This window comes from Paenibacillus sp. fava2, assembly GCF_058313675.1.
Genome location: NZ_CM177755.1, coordinates 7,040,565 through 7,066,435, shown reverse-complemented (window position 1 = coordinate 7,066,435; position 25,871 = coordinate 7,040,565). Strand labels below are relative to the sequence as shown.

The 25,871-nt window shown below is 53.9% G+C and carries 19 protein-coding genes and 1 riboswitch; of the genes, 17 read left to right on the top strand and 2 right to left on the bottom strand.

All coding sequences use genetic code 11. The annotated features are described in order from the left end of the window. Positions 1 to 50: 50 nt before the first annotated feature. Together AC4G46_RS31105 and AC4G46_RS31100 are read right to left on the bottom strand one after the other, a co-directional pair. The gene (locus AC4G46_RS31105; protein ID WP_491126017.1) at positions 51 to 3,968 is read right to left on the bottom strand and encodes a response regulator; all 3,918 of its coding nucleotides are present in this window, start codon (positions 3,966 to 3,968) and stop codon (positions 51 to 53) included. Positions 3,969 to 4,109: 141 nt separating this feature from the next. Then, positions 4,110 to 4,658, bottom strand: a complete 549-nt coding sequence (locus tag AC4G46_RS31100; protein ID WP_491126016.1) for a hypothetical protein — start codon at positions 4,656 to 4,658, stop codon at positions 4,110 to 4,112. 219 nt (positions 4,659 to 4,877) lie between these two features. Next, a riboswitch (purine riboswitch) is annotated at positions 4,878 to 4,981 on the top strand. A 200-nt stretch (positions 4,982 to 5,181) separates the two neighbouring features. Between AC4G46_RS31100 and AC4G46_RS31095 the strand changes: the two genes are divergently transcribed. From AC4G46_RS31095 to AC4G46_RS31015, 17 genes are all read left to right on the top strand, one after another. Then, on the top strand, positions 5,182 to 5,787 hold the full coding sequence (locus AC4G46_RS31095) for a xanthine phosphoribosyltransferase (RefSeq protein WP_491126015.1): 606 nt from the start codon (positions 5,182 to 5,184) through the stop codon (positions 5,785 to 5,787). After that, positions 5,781 to 7,085: a nucleobase:cation symporter-2 family protein gene (locus tag AC4G46_RS31090; RefSeq protein ID WP_491126014.1), complete on the top strand. Its 1,305-nt coding sequence runs from the start codon at positions 5,781 to 5,783 to the stop codon at positions 7,083 to 7,085. Before AC4G46_RS31095 ends, AC4G46_RS31090 begins: the two co-directional genes overlap by 7 nt. 152 nt (positions 7,086 to 7,237) lie before the next feature. Continuing rightward, positions 7,238 to 10,327, top strand: a complete 3,090-nt coding sequence (locus AC4G46_RS31085; RefSeq protein ID WP_491126013.1) for an ATP-binding protein — start codon at positions 7,238 to 7,240, stop codon at positions 10,325 to 10,327. A gap of 24 nt (positions 10,328 to 10,351) precedes the next feature. Then, on the top strand, positions 10,352 to 11,476 hold the full coding sequence (locus AC4G46_RS31080) for a response regulator (RefSeq protein ID WP_491126012.1): 1,125 nt from the start codon (positions 10,352 to 10,354) through the stop codon (positions 11,474 to 11,476). Positions 11,477 to 11,651: 175 nt separating this feature from the next. Further along, positions 11,652 to 11,870: a hypothetical protein gene (locus AC4G46_RS31075; RefSeq protein WP_167360698.1), complete on the top strand. Its 219-nt coding sequence runs from the start codon at positions 11,652 to 11,654 to the stop codon at positions 11,868 to 11,870. Positions 11,871 to 11,899: 29 nt separating this feature from the next. Continuing rightward, positions 11,900 to 12,628, top strand: a complete 729-nt coding sequence (locus tag AC4G46_RS31070; protein WP_491126011.1) for a hypothetical protein — start codon at positions 11,900 to 11,902, stop codon at positions 12,626 to 12,628. After that, complete coding sequence (locus tag AC4G46_RS31065) at positions 12,625 to 13,836, top strand: glutathionylspermidine synthase family protein (RefSeq protein WP_491126010.1); 1,212 nt, start codon at positions 12,625 to 12,627, stop codon at positions 13,834 to 13,836. Before AC4G46_RS31070 ends, AC4G46_RS31065 begins: the two co-directional genes overlap by 4 nt. 55 nt (positions 13,837 to 13,891) lie before the next feature. Then, positions 13,892 to 14,497, top strand: a complete 606-nt coding sequence (locus AC4G46_RS31060; protein WP_491129022.1) for a signal peptide protein — start codon at positions 13,892 to 13,894, stop codon at positions 14,495 to 14,497. Next, positions 14,494 to 14,886 (top strand): DUF350 domain-containing protein, encoded by a 393-nt coding sequence (locus AC4G46_RS31055; RefSeq protein ID WP_491126009.1) that lies wholly within the window; start codon positions 14,494 to 14,496, stop codon positions 14,884 to 14,886. Before AC4G46_RS31060 ends, AC4G46_RS31055 begins: the two co-directional genes overlap by 4 nt. A gap of 118 nt (positions 14,887 to 15,004) precedes the next feature. Continuing rightward, positions 15,005 to 15,979 (top strand): potassium channel family protein, encoded by a 975-nt coding sequence (locus AC4G46_RS31050; protein ID WP_491126008.1) that lies wholly within the window; start codon positions 15,005 to 15,007, stop codon positions 15,977 to 15,979. Positions 15,980 to 16,200: 221 nt separating this feature from the next. Then, positions 16,201 to 17,352 (top strand): hypothetical protein, encoded by a 1,152-nt coding sequence (locus AC4G46_RS31045; protein ID WP_491126007.1) that lies wholly within the window; start codon positions 16,201 to 16,203, stop codon positions 17,350 to 17,352. An 18-nt stretch (positions 17,353 to 17,370) separates the two neighbouring features. Next, entirely contained in the window at positions 17,371 to 18,906 is a 1,536-nt protein-coding gene (gene wsfD, locus AC4G46_RS31040) for a glycan biosynthesis hexose transferase WsfD (RefSeq protein ID WP_491126006.1), read from the top strand. Further along, positions 18,903 to 20,462, top strand: coding sequence for a hypothetical protein (locus AC4G46_RS31035; protein WP_491126005.1), 1,560 nt, complete (start codon positions 18,903 to 18,905; stop codon positions 20,460 to 20,462). Before wsfD ends, AC4G46_RS31035 begins: the two co-directional genes overlap by 4 nt. 20 nt (positions 20,463 to 20,482) lie before the next feature. Then, positions 20,483 to 21,733, top strand: a complete 1,251-nt coding sequence (locus AC4G46_RS31030) for a glycosyltransferase family 2 protein (RefSeq protein ID WP_491126004.1) — start codon at positions 20,483 to 20,485, stop codon at positions 21,731 to 21,733. 38 nt (positions 21,734 to 21,771) lie between these two features. Beyond that, a complete protein-coding gene (locus AC4G46_RS31025; protein WP_491126003.1) occupies positions 21,772 to 23,871 on the top strand; it encodes a cellulose biosynthesis cyclic di-GMP-binding regulatory protein BcsB in 2,100 nt (699 codons plus the stop codon). Beyond that, a complete protein-coding gene (locus AC4G46_RS31020) occupies positions 23,861 to 24,715 on the top strand; it encodes a diguanylate cyclase domain-containing protein (protein WP_491126002.1) in 855 nt (284 codons plus the stop codon). The genes AC4G46_RS31025 and AC4G46_RS31020 overlap by 11 nt, the downstream gene beginning before the upstream one ends. A 98-nt stretch (positions 24,716 to 24,813) precedes the next feature. Further along, on the top strand, positions 24,814 to 25,602 hold the full coding sequence (locus tag AC4G46_RS31015; protein WP_491126001.1) for an SDR family oxidoreductase: 789 nt from the start codon (positions 24,814 to 24,816) through the stop codon (positions 25,600 to 25,602). The last annotated feature ends 269 nt before the right edge of the window (positions 25,603 to 25,871 follow it).

The window sequence follows — 25,871 nt, the reverse complement described above, 5'->3', positions numbered from 1 at the left end:
GTTCCTCCCGGACAAGTTAGAATGAAAAAGACAGATAGTGATCGTTAGAGCTATTGGATTAACCATACCTTTAATACAGTAACCAACTGGGTGGTGTTGATTGGCTTAGAGATATAATCCGAGGCTCCGGCCTGCAGACATTTGGTCCGGTCCTCCTCCAGCGCACGGGCAGTCAGAGCAATGATGACGATATGATCATACGCCGGGTTCTCGCGGATCCGCTTCATCGTCTCATAACCATCCATTTCCGGCATCATAATGTCCATGAACACAAGCTGGGTCTCCGGATGCTGCTCCAGATGCGCCAGTGCCTCCAGACCGTTCTGGGCAAAGCTTATCTCCATATTATAACCCTCAAGCACACTCGATAACGCAAAAATATTACGCATGTCATCATCGACCAGCAGAATCTGCTTGCCGGCAAAGGCCGCTTCCGGATTATGCAGCTTCTCGATCAGCTGCTGCTTGTCCGGCGGCAGGTCGGCATGTCTGCGGTGGAGATACAATGCCGTTTCATCATAAAGCCGTTCCATCGAGCGCACATTCTTGATAACGATGCTCTCGGCATAATGCTTCAGGCGCTGCTCATCGGTTTTGCTGAGATCCTTGCCTGTATAGATGATGACCGGCAGTGTCTGCAGCTTGCGGTTGGTCTTGATCTGCTCCATCAGATCGAAGCCGCTGATATCCGACAATCCAAGATCAAGCACCATGCAGTCAAAATGATGGCTACTCAGCTGCTCGAGCGCTTCGCGCCCGGTACCGACGGCGACCACTCTGACGTCCGGATGGGCAATGAACTCCACCAGACTGCTGCGCAGCAGCTGGTTATCCTCCACGATCAGCAGGCTCTTCACCGGACGGCGGATATAGGTCTCTATCTGCAGGAAGGCTGTCTCCAGCTCAGCCTGGTCACTTGGCTTCTTCCAGAAGGAAAGGGCGCCCATCGCCAGGCTCTGCTGGTTCTCTTCAGCAGTGGAGATAACATGAACCGGAATATGGCGCAGCTCCGGACGGCCCTTCAGCCGGCTGATAATGGCCCAGCCGTCGAGTACCGGCAGATGCAGATCGAGCAGGATAGCATCAGGCTTGTAGGCATGGGCGAGGGCAAGGCCCTGGTCGCCCTGGAAAGCCACAATGGCCTTGAAGCCTCTGCTCCGCGCAAGATCAAGCAGGATCGAGGCGAACTCGGCATCCTCCTCAATGATTAGGAGCAGGGTATCACCGCTCTCCAGATTATTCCGGTCATCATCCATCTCCGCATACTGAAGAAGCTTCGGATTGGAAATCGAGATGTCGGGAACAAAGGATTCGCGGAATGAAGGATGCTCTTCGTCAGGAGCCGAATCCGGCTCATACACCTGGCTGGCTGCTGCAGCAAAGGTGGAAGCAGCCTGTGACAGGGCAAGCTCATCAGGCAGCTTTGCAGGCAGAATCAGCGAGAAGGTGCTTCCCTTGCCTTCGACGGAATCGACTTCGATTCTTCCGCCCAGCAGGCCGGCCAGCTCGCGGCAGATGGTCAGGCCGAGGCCTGTACCGCCGTATTTACGGCTGGTGGTTCCGTCCGCCTGCTGGAAGGCCTCAAAGATACTCTCCAGCTTGGCAGCGGCGATACCAATCCCTGTATCGCTGACAGCGAAGACAATCTCGTCGCCGCTTGTCCGGACTGACAGGGAGATCGAGCCGTGCTCAGGTGTAAACTTCAGGGCATTGGAGAGCAGGTTGTTCAGAATCTGCTGCAGCCTGTGTCCGTCTGTCAGCAGGTGCTCAGGCAGCCTGCTGTCACAATGTACGTCAAAGCGCAGTTGCTTGGTCTTCGCCTGCTGCTCAAACCGGCGATACAGATGGCTGCTGATATCATGCAGAGGAACAGGCTCCAGCACAGGCGTCATTTTACCGACTTCAAGCTTGGCCAGATCCAGAATCTCATCAATCAGCTGCAGCAGGTCTTTACCTGCCGAGAAGATAGTATGCACATATTCTAATTGCTTGGCTCCAAGATTGCCCTCTTTGTTCTCGGCCAGAATCTGTGACAGAATCAGCAGGCTGTTCAGCGGCGTGCGCAGCTCATGCGATACATTGGCCAGGAATTCCGACTTGTACTGGGCAGCCATGAAGATTTCTTCCGCCTGCACCTTAATTTCTTCCTTCTGCTGCTCTGTCAGCTCCATCTGCTGCAGCAGGCTCTTGTTAGATACAGCCAACTCTTCCGTCTGGGCGAACAGCTCCTGGGTCTGGGCTTCCAGCTGCTCCTTCTGGTCCTGAAGGACATTCGTCTGGGCGAGCAGCTCATCTGCCTGGTTCTGGATCTCCTCTTTCTGCTGTGCCGTAAGTCTCATCTGATCCTGTAAATTGCTGTTTGAGGTAGCCAGCTCCTCCGTCTGGGCGAGCAGTTCCTCTGTCTGAGCTTCCAGCTCCTGAGCCTGAGCCTGTAGCTGCTCTTTCTGGTCCTGGAGCTCTCTGGTCTGCTCCAGCAGCTCATCCGCCTGCTCCTGGATCTCCTCTTTCTGCTGAGCGGTAAGCTTCATCTGATCCTGCAGATTGCTGTTTGAGGTAGCCAGCTCCTCCGTCTGGGCGAGCAGCTCATCCGCCTGTTCCTGAATCTCATCCTTCTGCCGTGCAGTGATCTCCATCTGCTCACGCAGCTCGGCAGCCTGTGCTTCAATCTCTGACTTTTGCCGTGCGGTCAGCTCCATCTCCTGCTGCAGATTGTTATTGGAGGCAGCCAATTCATCGGTCTGGGCAAGCAGCTCCTGCGCCTGGGCCTGTAGCTGCTCTTTCTGATCCTGAAGCTCTTCCGTCTGAGCCAGCAGCTCATCGGCCTGCGCTTCGATCTCTGCTTTTTGCCGTGCAGTCAGCTCCATCTGGGTCTGCAGATCCTGGTTGGAGGCGGCAAGCTCTTCCGTCTGAGCCAGCAGCTCATCGGCCTGCGCTTCAATCTCCGCCTTCTGCCGTGCGGTCAGCTCCATCTGCTGCTGCAGAGTGCTGTTGGACGTCGCCAGTTCATCAGTCTGCGCCCGCAGCTCCTCCGTCTGGGCCTCCAGCTCCTGGGTCTGCGCCTGAAGCTCTTCCGTCTGGGCTTCCAGCTCTTCTTTTTGCAGCTGGGTGTGGTTAAGCAGCTCCTCAATCTGCGCAACATCAGCCAAGGTATTAATCAGTACCCCCATGTTCTGGCCGGTCCGCTCGATTAACTGCCGCTCCTTGTCTCCGAGCTCCTTCAAGGTGGCCAGCTCGACTACAGCGACAACGTCATTCTCATATAAGACCGGAAGGACAATCAGTGTCGACGGGGCAGCTTCGCCCAGTCCGGAGTGTACTCTTACGTAATGCTCCGGCAGATCGTTCAGGATGATCATCTGCTTGTCAACCGCGCATTGACCCACCAGCCCGCTGCCGGGCGCGAACGGCTCACGGCTTACAGAGGCCTCATCAAAGGCATAGCCGGCCGTGAACTGCAGCCGGTCGTGCTGCAGCATGTACATGGCGCCATAGCTTCCGCCGACAGCTGTAGCCAGCCGCGAGATGAAGATGCGCGCTGCTGTCTGCAGATGTACGGAGCCTTGAAGGCGCAGTGCCATTTCCGAGACCTCTGTGTTAATCCAGGCCTGATCCTCGGCCTTCAGGCGCAGAATGCGCTCCTCGGCAGTCTTGTGATGCAGGTCAACCCCCAGGCGGTAAAAGGACTGGGCCAGCTGCCCGAATTCATCACTGCGGGTGGTCATTCCCGAGGCATTGAGTGTGCCGCCGGCGATATCTTCGGATATCGCTCTAATCTGTTCAATGCCCTGCGTTACATTGCGGTGAATCTGTGTCATGAAGTAGATACAGAGCAGAACACCTGCTACACCTGCCCCCAGGGCCAGGTATAGAGGTGTTCCTTCAAGATAGATCATTGCTATAGTGATCATACTGCTGAGCAGCAGTATAGAAGTAACAGTTGCTAACCAAATCCGTTGTTGTATTTTCATGCTTGCCCGCCTTTATCTAGCTAGTTTTATTAATTATACTTTTAATAGAGAAGCGATGATAGAGGAAACGCAGGGAAAACGCCAGTTTAACCAAAAATTAGTCAGATTATCTGGCGTTTTTATGACAACTGTTTTTGCCCTTTACCGGGAGCGTTTGCGGGCCTGTTTCCGGCCGGAAAATGCCCGGTTTACGGCGTGGCCGCCTGCGCCCCCGCCCACCGCCTGCTGCTGTCTTGTATAGGGACTCTCAATGGCCGAGTTGGTGCCGCCCGTGCTGTACGTGCCGCCTCCGCTTCCCACCTGGGTAGCAGAGGAGCTCTGGCTGCCTTTGGGCAGCTTCACTGTCTGGTTGTTAACTACTATGACAATTTCCTTGTCCCCGGCAATCAGCGGAAGCGGAGCGTTATGGCGCCCCCGGTATCCCTTGCCCATGCTGCCGCGGTTAACCGCGTCTCCTCCGGCGCCGACGCTCTGCTGCTGGCGGGTATAGGGGGAGGCGATGGCGGCGTTGCTCCCGCCCGCGCTGCTGCGTCCTGCGCCGCTGGCAATCTGTGTAGTATTGGCGGCATTAGTATACTGGTTATTGATGACAAACACCAGCCGTCCGACTCCTGCAAGCGGAGTGCGGGTAACAATGCGCCGTTTACCCTTTTGAATAATAACGACGATCCGGTCTTTCTGCTTAGCCATCTGCATCATTCCTTCCCGTTTGGACTTCTATATCATTAATGCGCTGGCGGAAAATGCGTGAGCAATACAGGCTGGGCGGAGCACTAAATCAACGGCTGCCTACAGGTTGGGTGAAAATGGATGAATTACATGAAAAATTGTCAAAACTAATGACTGATTTTCAAAAATGGGGGCTTGTAAGGATCGTACAGAGCGTGTAAGATATACGAAGGTTTAACTACGGATATTCATATAACAACTCATATAATCTTGGGAATATGGCCCATAAGTTTCTACCGGATAACCACTGTAAATATCCGACTATGAGTGAAATAGCGCATCTAGGGTTCCGCTTCTGTCTGCCGTCCGGCCGGCAGAAGGCTGGTCCAAGCGATGCGGACACTGCTGATGTGTTACACCGCTTAGGGACAAAAACCCAGAAGGACAGATTCACTTGAGAGAAACGCTCAAGTGAATCTGTCCTTTTTTTTGTTTCCGCCGTCCACTCAGCTGCCACAACTATTGAAGGAGAGAAGCTGCCGTTATGAAAGTATTGGAGGAACGCATTAGAGAAGAGGGCCTGATTCTCTCGGATACCGTGCTGAAGGTGGATTCGTTTCTGAATCATCAGGTGGATACGGCGCTTGCCCTGCAGATCGGCCAGGAGTTCAGGGAAGTGTTCGGTGATTTGCCAGTTACCAAAATATTGACGGTTGAAGCAAGCGGGATACAGTTCGCAATGGCTGCAGGGATTGCATACAAGGTCCCCTTTATTTATGCCAAGAAGAAGAAGGCCGTAACCTTGTCCGAAAGTGTCTATTCGGCCCCGGTGCATTCCTTCACCCGCCAGGAGGACTACCGGATCAGCATCTCACAGAAATATCTGGGACCTGACGACAGGGTGCTGATTATCGATGATTTCCTTGCCACCGGCGCGGCGCTGGTGGGACTGGTCGATATTGTGGAGCAATCCGGCGCGCAGCTGCTGGGCGTGGGCTGCGTAATCGAAAAGAGCTTTCAGGAAGGGCGGAGCCTGCTGGAGAAGAGGGGCATTGCGGTGCATGCGCTGGCAAGAATCTCGTCTATGGCCCCGGGAGAAGTTCATTTTATAGCAAATGAAGAGATGATTAAGGAGAGTGCAGGATGTTAAGCAAGCAAAAGATTTTCGCTCTGGGGCTGCAGCATGTGCTGGCCATGTACGCCGGAGCTGTTATTGTACCGCTGGTTGTCGGAGGCGCACTGAATTTGAGTCCGGCGCAGATGGCCTATCTGATCGCGGCTGATCTGTTTACCTGCGGCCTGGCCACACTGCTTCAGGTAATGGGCAGCAAGTATTTCGGCAGCGGGCTGCCGGTCGTGCTGGGCTGTACCTTTACTGCCGTCAGCCCGATTATTGCCGTTGCTTCAGGCTCAAATCTCGCGACCGCCTATGGCGCAATCATTATATCCGGCCTGTTCGTTGTACTGGCGGCCCCTATCTATGGCAGACTGCTGAAATTCTTTCCTACAGTCGTTACCGGATCTGTGGTCACCATCATCGGGCTCTCGCTTATTCCTGTTGCCATGAACAATGTGGCGGGCGGACAGGGCAGCCCTGACTTCGGACAGCCGCGCAATCTGCTGCTGGCTTTGATTACGCTGCTGGTTATCCTTGCCGTGAACCGTCTGGCAACCGGCTTCCTGCGTTCTGTTTCCGTACTGGTGGGTCTCGTCATCGGAACAGCCATCGGCTATTTTATGGGGATCGTTGATTTCTCTTCTGTCGGCACCGCATCTTATGTAAGTATTGCCCAGCCTTTCTACTTCGGCTGGCCGCAGTTCAGCGTAACGGCAATCTTCACGATGATTATCGTCAATATTGTATCCATGGTAGAATCGACAGGCGTATATTTTGCAGTCGGCAAGGCTACAGACCAGAAAGTGGAAGACCGTCAGATTGTAAACGGCCTGCGCTCGGAAGGGCTTGCCATCATGCTGGGCGGACTTTTCAACGCATTCCCTTATACGGCATTTTCACAGAATGTCGGATTGTTGTCTCTGACCCGTGTCAAGACGCGTAATGTCATTTTCGCTGCGGGCGGGATTATGGTGGTGCTGGGTCTTCTTCCCAAGCTGGCTGCGCTGACAACCGTTGTGCCTAATGCCGTGCTGGGCGGTGCGATGATCGTTATGTTCGGTTCCGTTGCCGCCTCGGGAATGTCGATTCTGTCCGAAGTGGATCTGCGCAAGGACGGGAATCTGCTGATTGCCGCCTGCAGTATTGCCGTCGGCCTCGGCTCGGCTGTTCTGCCTTCCATGTTCGACCAGCTGCCGGAGTTTGCCAGAATGCTCCTGCAGAACGGGATCGTCTCCGGCTCCCTGACAGCGATTGTCCTGAATATTTTCCTCTCCAGATCACAGGATCACGCCGGCGCGGCAGCACCGGCTGCAGCCCCCGAATTGAAATAAAAGTTACCAGTTTTGAAGTATAACAAGATTAGCCGCCGATTCCGAAATATAAGGGATCGGTTTTTTTCTTTTTAATAACAGGAATCCAATGTATAATTTTTTGGAAAATATTAAATTTTTATAAGCTTGAATTTTAGGAGGGAGCCCTGAGTATGAGGAAGTACTGGCTGAGCGTGCTGGCGAGCCTGCTGCTGGTCTGCATAGTGCCGCTGTTCTCCATCCTTCAGAATTTAACGGGTTCTCAGGTGCTGCCTGTATCCAGGCAGGGCATAATCGATCTGCGGGACTGGGATTTCCGGCAGGACGGGTCGCTGAAGCTGAACGGGGAGTGGGAGTTTTACCGCGACAGGCTGCTTACGCCGGACGATTTCCAGCCTGCCCGTACAGGAAGGCCAGCTCCGGAAGTATCCGCGATGATCAATGTGCCGGAGAAATGGAACGACTACCTGGCTGATGACGGTACCAGTAAGGCCAAGGGCTATGCCACTTACCGCCTGCAGGCCATGATTCCTGACGGCAAGTCAGTCGTATACGGCTTGCGTTCGCTTAATATCCGGATGTCCAGCAAGATCTTCCTGAACGGACAGGAGATTGGAAGCAGCGGCCTGCCGGCACCCTCTCCATCCGAGAGCAAGGCCAACAATATTCCTTATATGGGATTTGCCGCTGTAGACGGCAGCAGGCTGGAGATTATTGTACAGGTGGCGAACTATAACTATTCTTCCGGCGGTATCATCCAGCCGATTATTATCGGTGACCAGGTATCGATCCTGAAGCACCGGGAGTTCGCCTTGTTTGTCGACGGGGCAACCATATTCGGATTTTTTGCCCTGGCCCTGTTTCTGCTGATGTTCTCCAAGGTAAAGGCCAGCCGGGGAATTACCCTGTACCTGGGCCTGTTCAGCATTGCAGCCCTGGTGTATATTCTGACGCACGGTGAAAAGCTCATTGCCGCCGTACTTCCCGGACTGTCTTATGAGATTGTACTGAAGCTCCAGCTGGCATCCTCCACACTGGTTTATTATTACCTGCTCCGCTATGTGGCTAATTCAATCAATTATCCGATGCCCCAGGCGGTTATGAGGGCATCAAGGGCAATTACGGCAGTGCTGCTGCTGATTGCCGTGTTCGTTCCGGCGCAGTATTTCAGTTATCTGGAAGGGCTGCTGCTGACCTGGGGCGTTGTTGCCATAAGCTTTGTGCTCTACTCTATGATTGCGGGTACACTGCAGAACCGCAAAAACAGGTTTATGATGATGGTCAGCATAGAGAGCCTGAGCGTAGTGATCATCTTTTATCTGGTCAGCTTCAGTAGCCTGCCTTTTCATTACTATGTGCTGTCCTATGAAATTATCCTGTTCGGCTTCTTTCAGGCTATTCTGATGACCCGCCAATACGCCGCTTCTTTCCTTGAAGTAGAGCAGCTGTCCCGCAGGCTGCAGACACTGGACGGGCTGAAGGATGATTTCATGGCTGACACCTCCCGCGAGCTGCGAAATCCTCTGCAGGGGATCGTCAATATTGCCCAGACGATGGCAGAGGGGGCAGCAGGCCCATTGACCGCCCAGCAGACCGGACAGCTGTCGATGATTGTATCGGCCGGGAAAAGGCTGTCCGCCCTGATCAATGATATGGCTGATTTTGCCAAGCTGAACCACGGGGATCTGTTTCTGCAGCGGCAGGCGGTTGACCTGCGCAGTGTCGCATCCTCTGTAATGGAGGTCACCCGACATGTCACGGGCAATCCCAAGCTCAGCTTCCGCCTGGAGCTGCCGGAGTCGCTGCCGCTGCTTGAGACGGATGAGCAGCGGCTGGCGCAGATTCTGTTCAATTTGCTGGCAAATGCTGTGAATTATACCCAGCAGGGTGTGATTACTGTATCCGCTGAGGTTAAAAAGAAATATGTGGTTATTCAGGTGGCTGATAACGGATCGGGGCTGCCGCCGGAGCGGCTGCGGACGATCTTTGATGCCTATGATCCGCAAGGGGCCTCAGCCCAGAAGCTGTACCGTGAAAACGGGCTGGGCCTCAGCATTACCCAAAAGCTTGTAGAGCTTAACGGCGGGATGATTGAAGGAGAGTCTACCCTTGGCCAGGGGACTGTATTCCGCTTCACCCTGCCGGTGATGGAGGAGCGGGCAGTGCTTCTCAATGAGGATTATCTGGAGGTTACCGGCTGGGAAACCGCCGCAGCCTCCGAGCTGAGGGCGGATGAACCGGAGCTGCTGCAGGACGCGGAATGCTGCACAATTCTGGTTGTTGATAATGATCCGGTTAACCTGCAGGTGCTCTCCAATGCCCTGCGGCTGGAGGGTCATCTGGTTATTACGGCGGTCAGCGGTCCCGAAGCGCTGCTGCTGATGCAGGAGCAGCCGGATATCGACCTTGTTATTATGGACTGGGCGATACCGGAAATGCCGGGGCTGGTTCTGTGCCAGGCCATCCGGGAGCGGTTCATCCTGTCCGAGCTGCCGATTCTCGTTCTGGCTGCGGGAACCCGTGCGGAGGATATTCAGGCTATCTTTGAAGCGGGTGCCAACGACTACCTGATCCAGCCGGTGGAGCTGAGGGAATTCCGGGCCCGGGTGCAGACGCTGCTCGATATGCGCAAGCTGATCCGCAAGTCCGTGGAGACGGAGATCGCCTTTCTGCAGGCGCAGATCAAGCCGCATTTTTTATATAACGCGCTTAATGCCATTATCTCCGTATGCCCTGATGATCCGGACAAGGCCACAGATCTGCTGCTGGATCTCAGCATGTACCTGCGCAGCAGCTTTGATTTTCAGAACCGCGGGCAGACTGTGCCGCTTGAAAAGGAGCTGGAGCTGGTCCGTTCCTATCTGGCCTTGGAAAAGGCGAGATTCGATGAGAGGCTGAATATCGAATTTGATCTTCCGGACCCGATCCGGGAACTGGTTCCTCCGCTGAGCATTCAGCCGATCGTGGAGAATGCCGTGAACCATGGGCTGATGAAGAAGGAAGCCGGCGGGACCGTCACCCTGTCGATCCGTCTGCTGCCGCGCCAACTGGTGGTAGCCGTAACGGATAACGGTATCGGCATGTCCCAGGAGCGGATCGGCGAGGTGCTGTCTGAAGAACGCACCGAGGGCGGAATCGGCCTGAGAAATATCCAGCGGCGGCTGCTCAAGATTTATGGTACCGGACTGATAATAGAAAGCGAGCCTGGCACCGGAACCCGGATTTCCTATGCTATTCCGCGGACCGGCCCGGTGCTCGAATGACCTGACAAGAGGTGAACCTGGCTTATGAGGGCAATATTAATAGATGACGAAAAACCCGCACTGCAGCATCTTGAACGGCTCCTTGCGAAAGACGGACGGCTGCAGGTTGCCGGCAAATATACCTCGGCAAGGCTGGGGCTGCAGCATCTGGAGCAGGAGAAGGCCGATATCATCTTTCTGGATATCGGAATGCCGGAAATGAACGGCCTGGAGGCGGCCGAGCATATTATGAAGGTGGACCGCAATATCCGGATTGTTTATATCACGGCATACAGTGACTATGCAATTGATGCCTTTGAGCTGAATGCGGCGGATTATCTGCTGAAGCCGGTCACGGCACAGCGTCTGAACAAAACGCTGGAGCGGCTGGTCAGCCGTGAGGAGCAGGCTGCTCCGCAGCCGGCTGCCGAGGAACAGGCCGATAACCCGTGGATTCTCTGCTTCAAGCGGCTGGAATTCATGGACAGGAACGATGCCGGCAGAAAAACGCTTTGGCGGACCAGCAAAGCGCAGGAGGTGCTGGCGCTGATGCTGCACTACCGCGGGCAATGGGTGCTGAAGGACATGATTGTGGATCTCGTCTGGCCGGATTTCAAGCCGGAAAAGGCGGTGACCAATCTGCATACAACGGTGTACCACATCCGCAAGCTGCTCAAGACATGGGGGATGGAGGTCACGGTTGAATTTTCACAGGAACGCTACCGTCTGGTCACCGGAAATGCTCCGCTTGACGTGGAGCGGTTTGTACAGGGCTGGCAGGGCGGTGCCGTTAAGGACGAACAGGACTGGGAGCGCCGGGAGGCTGTACTGGCATTATACCGGGGAGATTATCTGGGTGAGCATCATTACAACTGGGCAGAGGCAAAGCGCAAGGAGCTGCAGGCCAATTATATTCAGATGTCGCTGCGGTCGGCCGAATATGAGCTGGATACGGATCGTCCGCGGCAGGCGCTTGCCCGGTTGTCCGCCCTGCAGGAGGTTGACCCCTATTCGGAGGATATCTGCCGGCTGGCCTTGCGGAGTTATGCCGCACTAGGCGATTTTCCCGGTTTCCGAAGCCATTATGACCATTATAAAATGCTTCTGCAGAATGATCTGGGCATCGGTCCGGGCAGTATAATGGACAGCTGGGTTCAGAATGCCTTTTAGCAAAATTTCATGATCAGGAGCTTTATGTAGCTGAGTTGCCCGCATTGCCATATGCGCTGCTGTTCGGCTATTTTTCTTCCGGCGGAGCTGTGCGCAGGTGCTGTGGAAGATGAAACGAAAAGAGGATATTTGCGTATCAGAAGCGTAATAGTTAACAGGAAGGAAGTGTCATTTAGTGGATAATGGAATGAGTGTCATTTTGTTTGAAAAGCTGCCTGAAGGTGATCTGCGCGTCATTGAGGAGCGGGTATGGAGCATGAACATGATTACCGCCCTGGAGCATGTCAATTACCTTGTGGTCGGCAGCAAGGAATACGAGACGGTGGAAGGAAGACTGAATGTGGATCAAGGGAAGCTGGAGCTTCTGCTTGTTCCGATGCGCACCGAGGGTTAAAAGAGCACTAGAGAAAGGAGGCAATGATTGTGGAAAATGATGAGAAAAAGGCAAAGGAGCCTGCCAGGGACAGCGGCGGGCCCAGATTGCTGAACGCAGAAGGCAAACCGCTGCGTGTTCTGTCAACCTCTCTGGGCATCGCCCTGCTGGCGAATGCGATGTTCGTTCCCGGAGGCGTTCACGCCACCGGCGGGGCCACAGGCAGCGAGCCGCAGCTGGTATCGTGGTCGACAGAAGAGGTTAAGGCCTATTTTGACGCAAATGTGGACTGGAACATTCCTTATCCGGAGGAGAGTACCGAGGAGACCGTGCAGGAGGGAAGCGGTGTTGTTTCTTCCGGCGGAACGACGGTAATCAACAATTACGGAGGGTACAGTAACGGCTTCGGCTGGGATGACCTGCTGCTGTACCATATGCTGTTTAACAGCGGCTCGAACTACTCCTCCAGAGGCTGGTATAATGACCGGCCCACTTATTACGGAGGCACCCGGTCCACCTATAAGCCGCCGACGTATAACAGCGGAAGCTTCCAGAACAAACAGGTCACCGGGTCAGTTGTTAAACCGAAGACATCTACATCCTCGACCGGCTCGATCACCCGCAGAGGCTCCTCCTCGGCCGGCGGCGTGGGCGGAAAATCAAGCGGACTAGGCTCCTCGTCAGGCTCAAGCAGCAAGTCAAGCTCATCGGTCAAATCCGGGTCCTCGAAGAGCTCATCCTCCAAAAGCTCAGGCAGAAGCAGCGGTTTCGGCGGATGAGTCCGGAGAACAGCGTTTTTCAGCTGCTGGACCATTCGGGCCTGGAGCGCGGGCCGCGGGTAGAACGGCTGGGTGAGCTGGGATTCACGTGGGCTGATCTTGAGGAAGAGGAATACTGGCTGGATGCTATTGCTGTAATGTCCGCAGAGACTTACAGGGAGCTGGCCGATGCCTCGGAGAAGCTGTGGGGAATTCTGGATAAGGCGGTGCGCTATGTCCACCGCAGACAGGATTTATATGAGCTGCTCGGCATTCCGCCGGTGCTGTGGCAGATGCTGGATGATACGCCGCTGCCCGAACCGGGGCTGATCAGCCGGTATGCCCGGTTTGATTTTGCCGTTGCGGATGACGGGACGATCAAGCTGCTGGAGCTGAACGCGGATACGCCAACAGGATATGTGGAAGCATCCATAGCGACGCCATGGATCTGTGAACAGGCGGGAATCGGAAGTCCGAACGGGGAAATGAAGGAGCTGCTGGCTGCGGCCTGGGGCCATGAGCGTCCGGACACCGCTGCCTGTGTTGCTTACGGCACCCACCAGGAGGATTCAGGGACCATTGAGGCGCTTGTACGCCACAGCGGGCTGGAAATAGAGTGTGTAGACTGCCTTGAGCTGTGGATTGATAACGGCAACGTGTATGACGGGCAGAACCGGCGTATTGAGCGGATGTTTGCCTTATATCCCAAAGAATGGATGGCAGTAGATGAAGGCGGCGATGCGCTTGCCTACGCCGTTGAGACAGGACGGCTGCAGCTGTTCAACGGGCCGCACAGCATCCTGCTGCAATCGAAGGGTCTGGTTGCCGCCGTCTGGGGCATGTATGAGCTGGGGCTGCTGTTTACGGAGGAGGAGCGGCAGGTAATCTCCCGCTATGTTCTGCCGACGTACAACAAGCCGGTATTCTCGGGAAGCTTCGTGTCCAAATCGGTATTTGGCCGCGAGGGCGGATCAGTACGCCTGTTCAATGACAGCGGCGAGCTGGAGCTTGCGGACGAGGAGGGCTTTGACAGCAGTGTCTTGTTCCCGACCGTATATCAGAAAAGGGCAGAGCTTGCCCGGATCAATACATCAGAGGGTGAGCTTCACCTGCTGACCGGGATGTTCGTGATTAACGGGAAGCCCTGCGGGCTGCTCGGGCGGGCTGGCGGACCGATTACAGGCAATGCCAGTCATTTTATTGCGTTAGGAGTGAGGGAGCTTGAATAGGAATAAAGGGAATATGGGGCGGACTGCAGGAACCGCAAGAGCGCGGCTGGCTGCGATGCTTGGCATGCTGATGATTGCCGTGCTGCTGCTCGGCGCCTGCTCCAGCAATGAGGGCAGTGTGTTCCACACCGGAACTTCAGCGGAGACCACGGACAGTGTCTCGCGTGTGCCCTGGGACTACCGGGTTGTAGAGAGCACGGTGGGTGATCTGATCGGCAGTGACATGACCGTTTTGCCGGATAATGAGCTGCTGCCTAACGACGGAAACTATGCTACAGGCGACAAGATCTGGACACTGCAGTTCATGGATGCCGAGATGACGACTACTGCCGATCAGAAGAACGAGGTCCGGCTGTCCGAATGGATGACGCTCAAATCGTATCCTGACCAGAACACCGCGACAGAGGATCTGAAGAATCTGAAGGTATCGATTACAACCGATGTTGACCTTGTCGGGGTATACAAAACCAAATACCAGGAGAAGACAAGAAACTTTGCGGTGCTCGAGCTGCCCTCCGGCAACCGGATCAAGCAGCCGATAGATGACGAGCGTTACAAGGCACTGGAAAAAGCAAAGACAGCTTCAGTGGTGCTGGAGGAAGTGCATGATTTTGCCGATTATGATTCGGCTTATGCGAAATTTCGGGGGTGGGCGAATTGACGATAGTAATTAATCTGGTAGTCAGTGTGTTAACGATTATTCTGCTGCAGGTGCTTGGCATGGTCGTCTTTACGCTGATGACGCCATTCAAGGACATGGAGGAAATCAAGAAAGGCAATGTCGCAGTAGCACTGGCGCTGGGCGGCAAATTCCTGGCTACAGCGATCATTATTGGTGTAGCGGCATATACGAATACGTCGATCTGGCATATGATGCTGTGGTTCGCTGTAGGGTATGTCTGCCTGATTGCGGCGTACTGGATCTTTGAGCTGTTCACTCCGGGCTTCAGAATTTCCGAGCAGCTGCAGAAGGGGAACACAGCTGTGGGAACCATGCTCTGCCTGGTGTTCATTGGAACGTCCTTTGCTGTAAGCAGCCTGATTATCTGATAGCTTTGCATTTATCTGCGGCTGTCCGCCGTCCATAAACCGGCGGCAGCCACATTAACTAGGGAAGAGGGGCGGGCAGGTGCATTTTCTCCTCAAATTATCCGGTAAGCTGATTGCATTGAAGAAAAAGACCATTGCTGCCATGATCCTGTGCTTTGTTGTACTAAGCGCCACGATTGCATATGCACTGGAGCCTGACACCTTTAACAGCTGGTTTAATGCGTTCTACTGGGTCATGACGACAATGTCCACTGTAGGCTATGGTGATTATTTTGCCGCTACGCCTTCAGGTAAGGTATTTACGATATTTCTGTACATCTTCGGCATCGGCCTTCTAAGTCTGGTGATCGGTAAGGTTGTCGAGGCAATGGGAGAGATACAGAGAAGGAGAGGGGCTGGAACCTTGAGCTTTCACGGGACGGACCATGTGGTGCTGATTAACTGGAGCCGGAAAACGCAGGCAGCCGTCGATGAAATTCTGTGTTATGCGCCGAAATGCCAGATTGTCATTATTGACGAATCGGGCAAGCATCCGCTGGAGCAGATGGAGCAGGTGCATTTCATCAGCGGGGATGCCTCAAGCGATGACATTCTGCTCAAGGCCAACATCGGCGGAGCGAGAGCGGCGATTGTATTCAGTGACATCCGTATTGACGAGGCTTCGCTGGTTGACGGCAAATCGCTGCTGATCATTTCCAGTATTGAGCGGATTGCTCCGCAGGTACATACGACAGTAGAGATTATGCAGGAGAAGCATATCCAGAATTTCCGGCATGTCCAGGTTAATGAATTTGTGCTGTCGCATGATGCCGTTTCCAGGCTGGCTGTAAGATCGGCGCTGCAGGAAGGGAATTCGGAGGTGATCAGCCAGCTGCTCAGCCGCGAGCACGGGGATGACATCTACGAGGTGCCGGTGAATCCAGGCTGGCGGACGTATGGAGAGGCCTTTCAGGCGCTGCTGCTTCAGGGGGCCACCCTGCTTTCGGACCGCGGCGATCTCGGAATCAACCGCAAGCTAGATCAGCCGATTCCGCCGGATGCCAGACTGTATATCGTGTCAGATGAAGAAACGTACCGCAGGATTAAAGGGTAAACGTTAAACGTCCTCATTTAATAGAGCTGCCCGGGTTAGGCATAACCTGCAGGCAGTTTTTTTGTGTCCGGAATAGAGTATAGAACCGTAAAAAACTAGGAAAAAGGATTCATTTTATTATTTTGGCACAAAATGATGGGAAAAGAGTTCAACTTTGTGACTTATATTACCGTAATATAATTATCGACAAAAAAATTCCCTTTATGTAGAGGAGTGATGGTTTGGATAGAGGACGCAGCACCCTTCTGGTCTGTCTGATCTTTATGGCCTTACTGGCTGGCTGCAGCAACAAGGCACAGCCTGCACCTTCAGCGAATACAGCAGCTTCTTCTTCCCCGTCACAGGCCCCGGTCCGGCCGCCTGAAGGGAATACTGCGGATATACAGAAGCTGTATAGCTTTATCGACAAGCAGCTTACCGGTCCCTATGGGGTGTATACGAATCTGCTGGAAACAGACCAGTCCGCAGAGGCGGCAACCGGACATGAGATCCTTAGTGAATCCTCCTCGCTGATGATGCTGAGTGCCGTCCGCAACAGGGATGCCGAACGGTTTGCCGGAGAGTGGGAGCTTGCCAAACAGGTCTTTGCCATGGAAGGCGGGTTCAGCTACCGTTACAGCCCCGAACGGGATAAGCAGTATACGGTTAATGCCGCTGTGGATGATCTGCGGATGATCGGGGCCTTATATGAGGCCGGGGAGGTTTTTGATAATCAGGAATATAAAGATGAAGCCGGAGAGTATTCCAGGAAATTTTATAACAATAATGTTAAAGATGGTTACATGTTTGATATATATGACAATTATTACCACAACAACAACGGGTTTATAACTTTGTGTTATATTAATCTAAGTATTTTGCGAAATTTGTCGATTAGTAGCGAATCTAAAGGTATTTTGTTGCACAATATGAGCGAAATCATTGAGGGCGGGTATTTGTCCGATTCCTTTCCTTTCTATGAGACGAGATTTGATTATGCATCGGGAGCTTACAGCTCAGACGGTATTAATACAGTAGAATCGCTGCTCAGCATTCTGAATCTGACCGAGGTCGGCCGGCAGAATCCGGAAAGCCTCCGTTTTATTCGAGAGCAGGTCGCGGCGGGTACGCTGTACGGGCAGTATACGCGTGACGGCAAGCCGGCGAATGATATACGCTCCACGGCGATCTATGCGCTGACGGCCATGATTGGTGCAGCTGCCGGCGATGATGCACTCTATGCGGACAGTATTCAGCGGATGAATGAATTCAGAGTTACAGACCCGGCAAGTCCGCTGTATGGCGGGTTTGGGGACACGAATACCGGACAGGCATACTCTTTTGACAATCTGATGGCGCTGCTGGCTTATTCCTATTCCTCCCAAAACGAATGATAACGAAGGTGAATCCGCTTGATCTACAACACTGTTAAGACAACATTGCGGCAGAGCGTTAGGCTTGCCGGCTTCCGCTCCTCCCCGGCCTTCGTTGCCGCATTTGGGGTGCTGCTGATCACGGTGATCGCCCTGTTCACGGCTCCCTATATCGGGATGGCCGATAACGGCGATTTTTTCCGGAATATATACAGCAACGGACTTTATTTCAGCCAGCCGGATTATGACAGCCAGTACTTTGGCTATTTCGTGAAGCAGTTCGGCATCTATCAATACTATAACGAAAACGGGGCAACACTCGACTCGTCCCAGTCCCTGTTCATCAGTCTGGCCATCGGCCTGAACAAGCTGCTGTTCAGCAGCACGGTGTTCGATATCCGGTTTCAGGCGGCCATTTATACCCTGCTCTATGCTGCCGCCGTTTATCTGCTGGTGGAAGGCATTACGTGCCGCATGACCCGCAAACAGGGGATGCTGTGCGCCCTTTTGGCCATTTTTGTATTTGGTGATACAGGTTACACCGCCTATTTCAATTCTTTTTATAGCGAGAGCATTGTACTGATCATGATGCTGTACGTGTTTGCCGCATGGCTGCTGCTGTACCGCAAGCGCTACAATGATTATTTTCTGCTGGCCCTGTTTGTCGTCAGCGGGCTACTCCTCACAACCTCGAAACAGCAGAATGCCCCGGTAGGCATTATTCTTGCTGTACTCGGGATTATGCTCCTGTGGGTAAGAAAGGACCGGATCTTCCGTATAATGACGGTGATTTCACTGGTTCTGCTGTTTGCAGCCGGAATCGGCACCTATCTGAACATTTCGAAGGAGTTCGTCAACATCAACCAGTATCATGCGATGACCCGGGGAGTGCTGAAGGATTCTGCCAATCCGGAGACCTCGCTCAAATCCTTCGGGATTAATGAACAATACGCTATCCTGAAAAACAATATTTACTATGAGCAGTACGGAACAGTTGATGTCAACTCACCGGTTCTGGAGGAGAACTTCTACAGCAAATACGGATTCGTCTCGATCCTGAAATATTATCTTACGAATCCGGACCAGTTCGGCTCGATTCTGGATGTGGCTGCCCGGAGCGCTTTTTCGATCAAACCTGCAGCCATGGGTAACTACGAGCAATCGGCGGGCAAGGAATTTCGGGCCCAGAGCCACTTTTTTGCTCTGTACAGTCTGCTGAAGGGGATTCTTGCCCCTAAAACCTTCGGCTTCATCCTGCTCTGGATGGCGCTGGTGACCGGGCTCTATATGCCGTCCTTTATCAAAGCGCTCAAGGCGTGGGATTCACGGGGGATGCAGCGGATGGCACTGATTGTGGCCAGTATGGCCATCGGTTTGTCCGGCATCATGGTCTCCATTATCGGGGCAGGCGACGCGGATATCTCGAAGCATGAATTCCTGTTTACCCTGTCCTTTGATCTCGTATCGGTGCTGGCCCTGTCCGGTGTGATCGGCCGCAGATTTTCCGGCAGCCGTGAGCCGGCAGCGGGCATGGCAGCCCGCATACCGAAGGTGCAGAAGGGTGTCAGCATATGAGCAGCCGCAGACCGGGACTGCTTCTGCCGTTGCTGCTGACACTAGTCCTGCTGCTGCAGCCTGCAGTCCCGGCAAAAGCGGCTGCGCTGCAGGCTGCGGCCAAGCAGCCCGGAGTGCTGCTGCTGTATGACAGTCTGGCAGCAGGGACCCCGCGTGAAGGGGATGTGCGGGAGCTGGAGCGCCTGCTTGCCGCCTATGCTGTCCAGGTGACCGTGGTTTCGCTCGATCATTATGAACAAGGGGATATGGAGGCATATGCCCGAGTCATTACCGTTCTTAATGACCCTAAGCTGTCTGCCGGCACATCCTATGAAGCTGATATTGACCGTTACCGGGGGCAATACCTGCATATCGGGTATAATCCGCCCGCCGCGCTGCAGAAGACCCTGAAGCTGCAGTCCGGCCTGATCGAGGAGGGAAGCGCCGGGCTAGCGGCTGGTGATTTCCGGGTGCAGGGTATCAAGCTGCAGCAGGTTCCGTATATTGCGGCCGGCAGAGCGGATAAGACTTACGGCAGGTTGACGCTACCGGGTACGTCCGGCAAGGTTCCGTACGCTATAAACTCGGGCAGCTACACCTATGCGCCTTATCTGGACGCAGGTAATGCCGGCAGGCTGGCGATGGCTTATGTGCTGAAGGACTGGCTGGGAGCAGCTGAGACCGCTGAGCCTTATCTGGTTATTAAAGAGATCTATCCGTTCTCGGATCTCTCTCTGCTGGAGAAGCTGGCCGGCAGGCTGTACGATGCCGGGATTCCGTTCATTGCCAGCGTACGGCCGGTATTCAGCAATACGGACTTTCCGGCCATGCAGCGTTATCTGGATGCGCTCAAGGTAGTGCAGTCCAAAAACGGGAGTATTCTGGTCAATGCCCCCGTTGTGATGCCTTCCATTAACAGCAGTGATCACACACTTGGCGATAAAATGAACAGCTTTATTAATCTGCTGGCAGAGAACGGCATAGCGCCGCTGGGCATGGGGGCGGACCTTTATTGGACCTATGATAAGGAGTATTCCTCGGCCGGCATGAAGTTTTTTGACTCGGTCGTGCTGTTCCCGGACGAAAATGTGATTCATATGGAGAAAACCAATGTTTCCGCCGCCTTCACATCCTCGCTCTACAGTATGACGCCCGATTTTCTGGCGGACCTTATGCATGAAGGCAAAGCCATGCCGCAGCTGCCGGTGAATACCGCCGTAACCATGAACCTTCCGGGGGATGAAGCGGGACTGGAGGCGCTGCTGCAGACGGTGGAAGGCTACTGGATCACCTTTGCCGATTACAAGCAGGCCGCGCACAAGACGGCTACAGACAGCTATACCGTTACCTCCGCTGACGGAGTGCTCAGAGTGAACGGTGAAGCGCTCAATGTAGATTATGTTCCCGAAGCAGTAAGCAGTGATTTTCAATATAAAGAGGAGCAGTACCAGAGCTTTAGAGGTCTGTTCAGTGTGCAGAACCAGTTTTTTATCGTTGTCATTATTATCGCCCTGTTGTTCTTCGGGGGATTGCTGACGGTCGGCTACAGGCTGTACCGCCGAAAATATTTGAAATAAAGCTTGGTCAGGAGGCTGACATGACGATCTCGGACGTGCTGATGGTAATTGCGGTGATCTGTATCTGGTCGCTGCTGCTGGTCAATGTTGCCCTGATTATTGCCGGATATTTGTATTACATTCAAACGGAGCGGGAAGAGGTTCCGGAAATCAAAGGCGAATATCCGTTTGTGACGATCATGGTTCCTGCCCATAACGAGGGTGTAGTAATCAGCAAGACTGTGGAATCACTGCTTGCGCTGGATTACCCGCATGACCGCTATGAAATCATTGTCATTAACGACAATTCCTCGGATAACAGTGCCATGCTGCTGGGAAATATACAGAACAGATATCCGGGACGCAATCTGCTGATCATCAACACCGATTCCGTTACCGGAGGCAAAGGAAAGTCCAATGCCCTGAACATCGGCTTTACCCGCAGCAAAGGCGAGCTGATCGCCATTTATGATGCCGACAACACACCTGAGCGGACGGCGCTGAAATATCTGGTCGCCGAGATCGTCTCTGATCACCGGCTCGGCGCTGTCATCGGCAAGTTCCGGACACGCAACCGTGATGCCAGTCTGCTTACCCGGTTTATTAATATAGAGACGCTGTCTTTTCAGTGGATGGCCCAGGCCGGACGGTGGAAGCTGTTCAAGCTGTGCACGATTCCGGGAACCAACTTTATTATGCGCAGGTCCATTGTTGAGGCGATTGGCGGCTGGGATGTCAAAGCGATTGCCGAGGATACCGAAATCAGCTTCCGCATTTACATGATGGGCTACCGGATCAAATTCCAGCCGAAGTCGGTCACCTGGGAGCAGGAGCCGCAGACGGTAAAGGTCTGGTTCAAGCAGCGGACCCGCTGGGCCAAAGGCAATGTCTATGTCATTGTCAAAAATCTGCCGCTGCTGTTCGACCGCTCCGCCTCCAAAATCCGCTTCGATATTCTGTACTATGTGTCGATTTATTTTCTGCTGCTGATCTCATTGATCACCTCTGACCTGCTGCTGGTGCTGCATGCGATGGGATTCGTGCATACCACAATTGCCGGCCTGAGCAGCTTTCTGTGGCTGCTTGCCATTGTGCTGTTCGTGGTCGGGATTTTTGTCACACTGACGACCGAAAAGGGCGAGATGAGCTTATCCAATCTGGGCATTATTCTGCTGATGTATGTTTCTTACTGCCAGCTGTGGATGGCTGTTGCCGCATACGGGATGTATAACTACCTCAAGGACGTTATTTTCAAACGGGAAGCCAAATGGTACAAAACCGAGCGCTACTAGGCGCTGGTGGAAGAGAAATAAGGACACAGGAGATTCGGATGAAAATAAAAAAACAGATAATGATGCTTACGCTCTGCCTCGCTCTTTTCCTGTCTCTGCTGCCCCCGGCTTCTGCAGCCGCAGTGCTTCCCGGTGCCGGCAGACTGACCTATGAAACCTCCTTCACCGGCACGGATACTGCGCTTTCCGGCGGAGCCTCGTCACAGCAGTTTTTTACGGTGATGGATTACTGGAATGTGGAGGACGTAAAGATTAACCTGCACTTTCAGGTTTCACAAATCACAAGGGATCAGATGTCGAGCATAACGCTGTCACTGAACGGTATCCCGTTCCACTCATTCCGGCCGTCGCCTGCGGACAACGGGGAGCAGGTTATCAGCATTACTGCGCCTAAGGGCTTTTTGAAAAGAGACAGCAATACGCTGACCCTTCAGGGCGATCTGAAAACGGCGGCAGACAATAATCAGGTGTGTTACGTGGACAATTCGCCGGACAACTGGCTTCATTTCTTCAATACCTCAAGCATAGCGGTAACCTATAGCACCAAAGCGCTTACCGGCGGTATCAGCGATTTCAGCGAACGGTTCTCCGGCATTGATAACGTGAAGAGCGGCAAGAGTCTGATCACCGTACCGGCGGGGGCTTCCGGTGCTGAGCTGGAGTCGGCTACTTATGCTTTGTCGGGCTTCGCCAAAGAGAATGCGCTGACAGACAAAACTATCAATATGCTCCCTTACCGGGAGGATACCGTGAAGGACAAGAAGGCAGTAGTACTGGTGGCCATGTACGGCCGTGTACCCGCTGAGCTGAAGCAGCAGCTTAGTACAGAGGAGGATCTGGGCACGCATGCGCTGATCCAGCTGGTAAATAAGGACAGCCGGCCCACGCTGGTCGTGACCTCGCAGGATGAAAGCCTGCTGATCAAGGCAGGGAGAATGGCGGCAAGCACGGAGCTGATGAGCCAGCTTGCAGGTGAGCTGAAGGTAATCGACGACTCCACACAGGTGGACGAGCCGGCAGGCAGCATCAGCTCGGATGTAACGCTCACCGAATCCGGTGACAAGCTGTCCGGCCCGAACCACCGGGAGCAGACCTATTTCGTCGCCCTGCCGTCCAACCGGTCGATTGCCGACGCCGGAAGGATCAGCCTTGATTTCCGCTATGCCGGCAATCTCGACTTTTCGCGCTCGCTGGTTACCGTCAGCATCAACGGTACACCGATCGGCAGCAAGAAGCTGGCGAAGGAGCTCGCCAACGGGGATACGCTCACTCTGGCAGTGCCTAAGAATCTCAATATCTCCGGCAATTTCTCGGTTACGGTAGCCTTTGATCTGGAGATGGAAAACGCCGTCTGTACACCGAATACCGAACAGATGCCGTGGGCGTACATTGATAAGGAATCGCTGCTGCATCTGAACACCAAGGACCGGACAGACCTGCTGTTCAATAACTATCCGTATCCGTTTCTGCGGGACGGCATTTATAATCACGTAGCGGTGGTGCTGCCTCAGGAAATGGATGACTATGCGTATCAAACCCTGGCTAATGTCTTCAATCTGCTGGGACAGTATTCGGAAGGCAATACCGGTGACATTCACTATTACACTGACGAGGTCAGTGCTGATAATCTGAAGAACAACAATATCCTGGCTGTCGGCTCCTATCAGAACAACAGAATTATCCGGGATAACAACGATAAGCTGTTTTTCCGGTACAGCAAGGACGGGACAACCTTTGTTTCCAATGAAAAAATGAGCATTGAAGAGCAGTACGGCTCAGCGATTGGGACGCTGCAGCTGGTGGAATCCCCTTACGGGAACGGCCGCGGCTATATGGCGGTTACGGCGGTAAATGCCGAGGATTATTATCTTGCTTCCCGGCTGATTGCCAGCGAAGAGGACAAGTGGAAGGTATTCGGGGATGGTGTGGTTGCCGACAAGGATGGTAATGTGAGTGCCTACCGGTTCAAGACCGATACAGGGGCACAGCAGGATTCGGCACTGGAGCAGATTGTGCAGCGCAGCGATGTGCTTAGCTTCGTCGTTGCTGTAGTCCTTGTAGTTGCCCTCGTACTTGTAGCTCTTCTTCTTCTGCTCCGCAAACATATGAAGAAACGTGGTGATAGACGTGAGACGTAACCGCAGCAGCCTGGCTTCAGACCTTGGCTTCCTCGGCTTTCTGGTGCTGATGTTCATCTGTGTTGTGTTTATCGCCGGTTCCGGCAGCGGCTATATGCAGAATATCATCATTCTGAATATCGCCTTCCTGCTGGCGCTGGTAACGTATTTCACCACGGTAACCGCAGGGCTGACGCTGAACCTTGCTTTTATCTTCATCTACGGCCTCTTTACTGTATATCAGACGGTATCAAGGGGAGAGACGATTGGAGTCAGCACTTACTTCTGGCTGATTATGGTCCCGCTTATCACAGTGATGCTGTGGATCTTCACCTCAAGCTCCCGCGGGCTGCAGGCGGAGAATGAGCGGCTCAAAAAAGCAGCGGCTAATCTGGCCACGGTGGATGAGAATACCGATCTGCGCAACAGCATCGCTTTTCAGAAGGATGCAAGCCTGTTTACGGGGATTTCCACGCGCTACGGGATTCCGCTGACGCTTCTGGTCATTAAGGTGAAGTACTGGAGCGAGATCCGCCGGCTCATCCCTGAGGAGCAGCTGTCCGAGGCGATCTATGACGTCTCCCAGCTCAGCCAGTCCAGTATCCGCACGAATGATGCGCTCTATCTGCTGGATAAGGACGATGCGACCTGGGGGCTGCTGCTCTTTACGGACCACGATGGTGCAAGGATTGTAATCGAACGGATCAAGCTAAAGCTACAGCAATTGAACGAAAATGAATTCACGGGCAAATATAAAGTTAATCTCGGACTCAAAATCGGGGCTGTGCAGTATGAGGCGGCAACGATTGAGAATCCGCTGGACTTCATTGTCCAGGCCAAAAAGCAGCTGGAATACGATGTGTAAAGGGGAGGCCGGACTGGATATCCGTTACACTCTCTTTTACAATTGGTTTATCCCGCTGCAGACGGCCGGCGGAACTTGAACCAGGAGGCGGAAAAGAGATGGATTTGGGTCTGGCAGGCAAATCGGTATTTGTAGCGGCTGCGAGCAAAGGGCTGGGACTGGCTACTGCACTGGAGTTCGCGCGCGAAGGGGCTAAGGTGACGATAGCAAGCCGCAGCCAGGCGCAGCTTGAAGCGGCTGCGCAGCGGATTGAGGCGGAGACCGGCGCGGAGGTGGCGCTGGTGGAAATGGATGTTACAGACCCGGAAGCGGTACGCGGGGCCATTGCTGCTGCGGCCGGATGGGCGGGGGGCATCGATGTGCTGGTCACTAATGCCGGCGGGCCTCCGGGCGGGGGCTTCTCCGATATGGCCGACAGCGACTGGGCCGGCGGCTTCGAGCTGACGCTGATGAGCACGGTGCGGCTGATCCGCGAGGCGCTGCCCTTGCTGCGCGCAGCGGGAGGCGGAAGAATTGTCACGATCAGCTCCGCATCCATCAAACAGCCGATCGACGGGCTGATTCTCTCCAATGTGTTCCGCGCCGGCGTGCAGGCGCTGAACAAGAGTCTTGCCGCCGAGCTGGCACCTGATGGCATTCTGATCAATACGCTCGCCCCCGGGCGGATCAGCACAGACCGGCTGATCCAGCTGGACAGCAAGCGGGCCGAGGCACAAGGCCGGGCGCTTGAAGAGATTCAGCAGGCCACGCTGAAGAACATCCCGCTTGGCCGGGCGGGGACGCCGGAGGAGTTCGGAAAAGCGGCGGTCTTCCTCGGTTCTTTTGCCAATACGTATATCACCGGGCAGGCGCTGCTGATTGACGGAGGGGCGGTAAGATCGCTATAGTGCTGCAGCAGGTGTATGTTTGAACGGTGTCTTTTACGGGTAATGATAAGCAGGTGGGAAGTGGAAGGCATCAATTAACGGATGGAACGGCATGTAATGTGTATTCCGAAAGGTAGTTGATTACCCATGTACTATCTGAAAGGGAAACAGAAAACAAAATCGAGATTTCGTCGGTTGTTTTCCGGATTTGTCCCCTAGCAACTGGAAACTGGCATAACTAAATATTCGCTTCTCACCTTTAATATGACCCTGCGGGCTGCCCGCAGGGT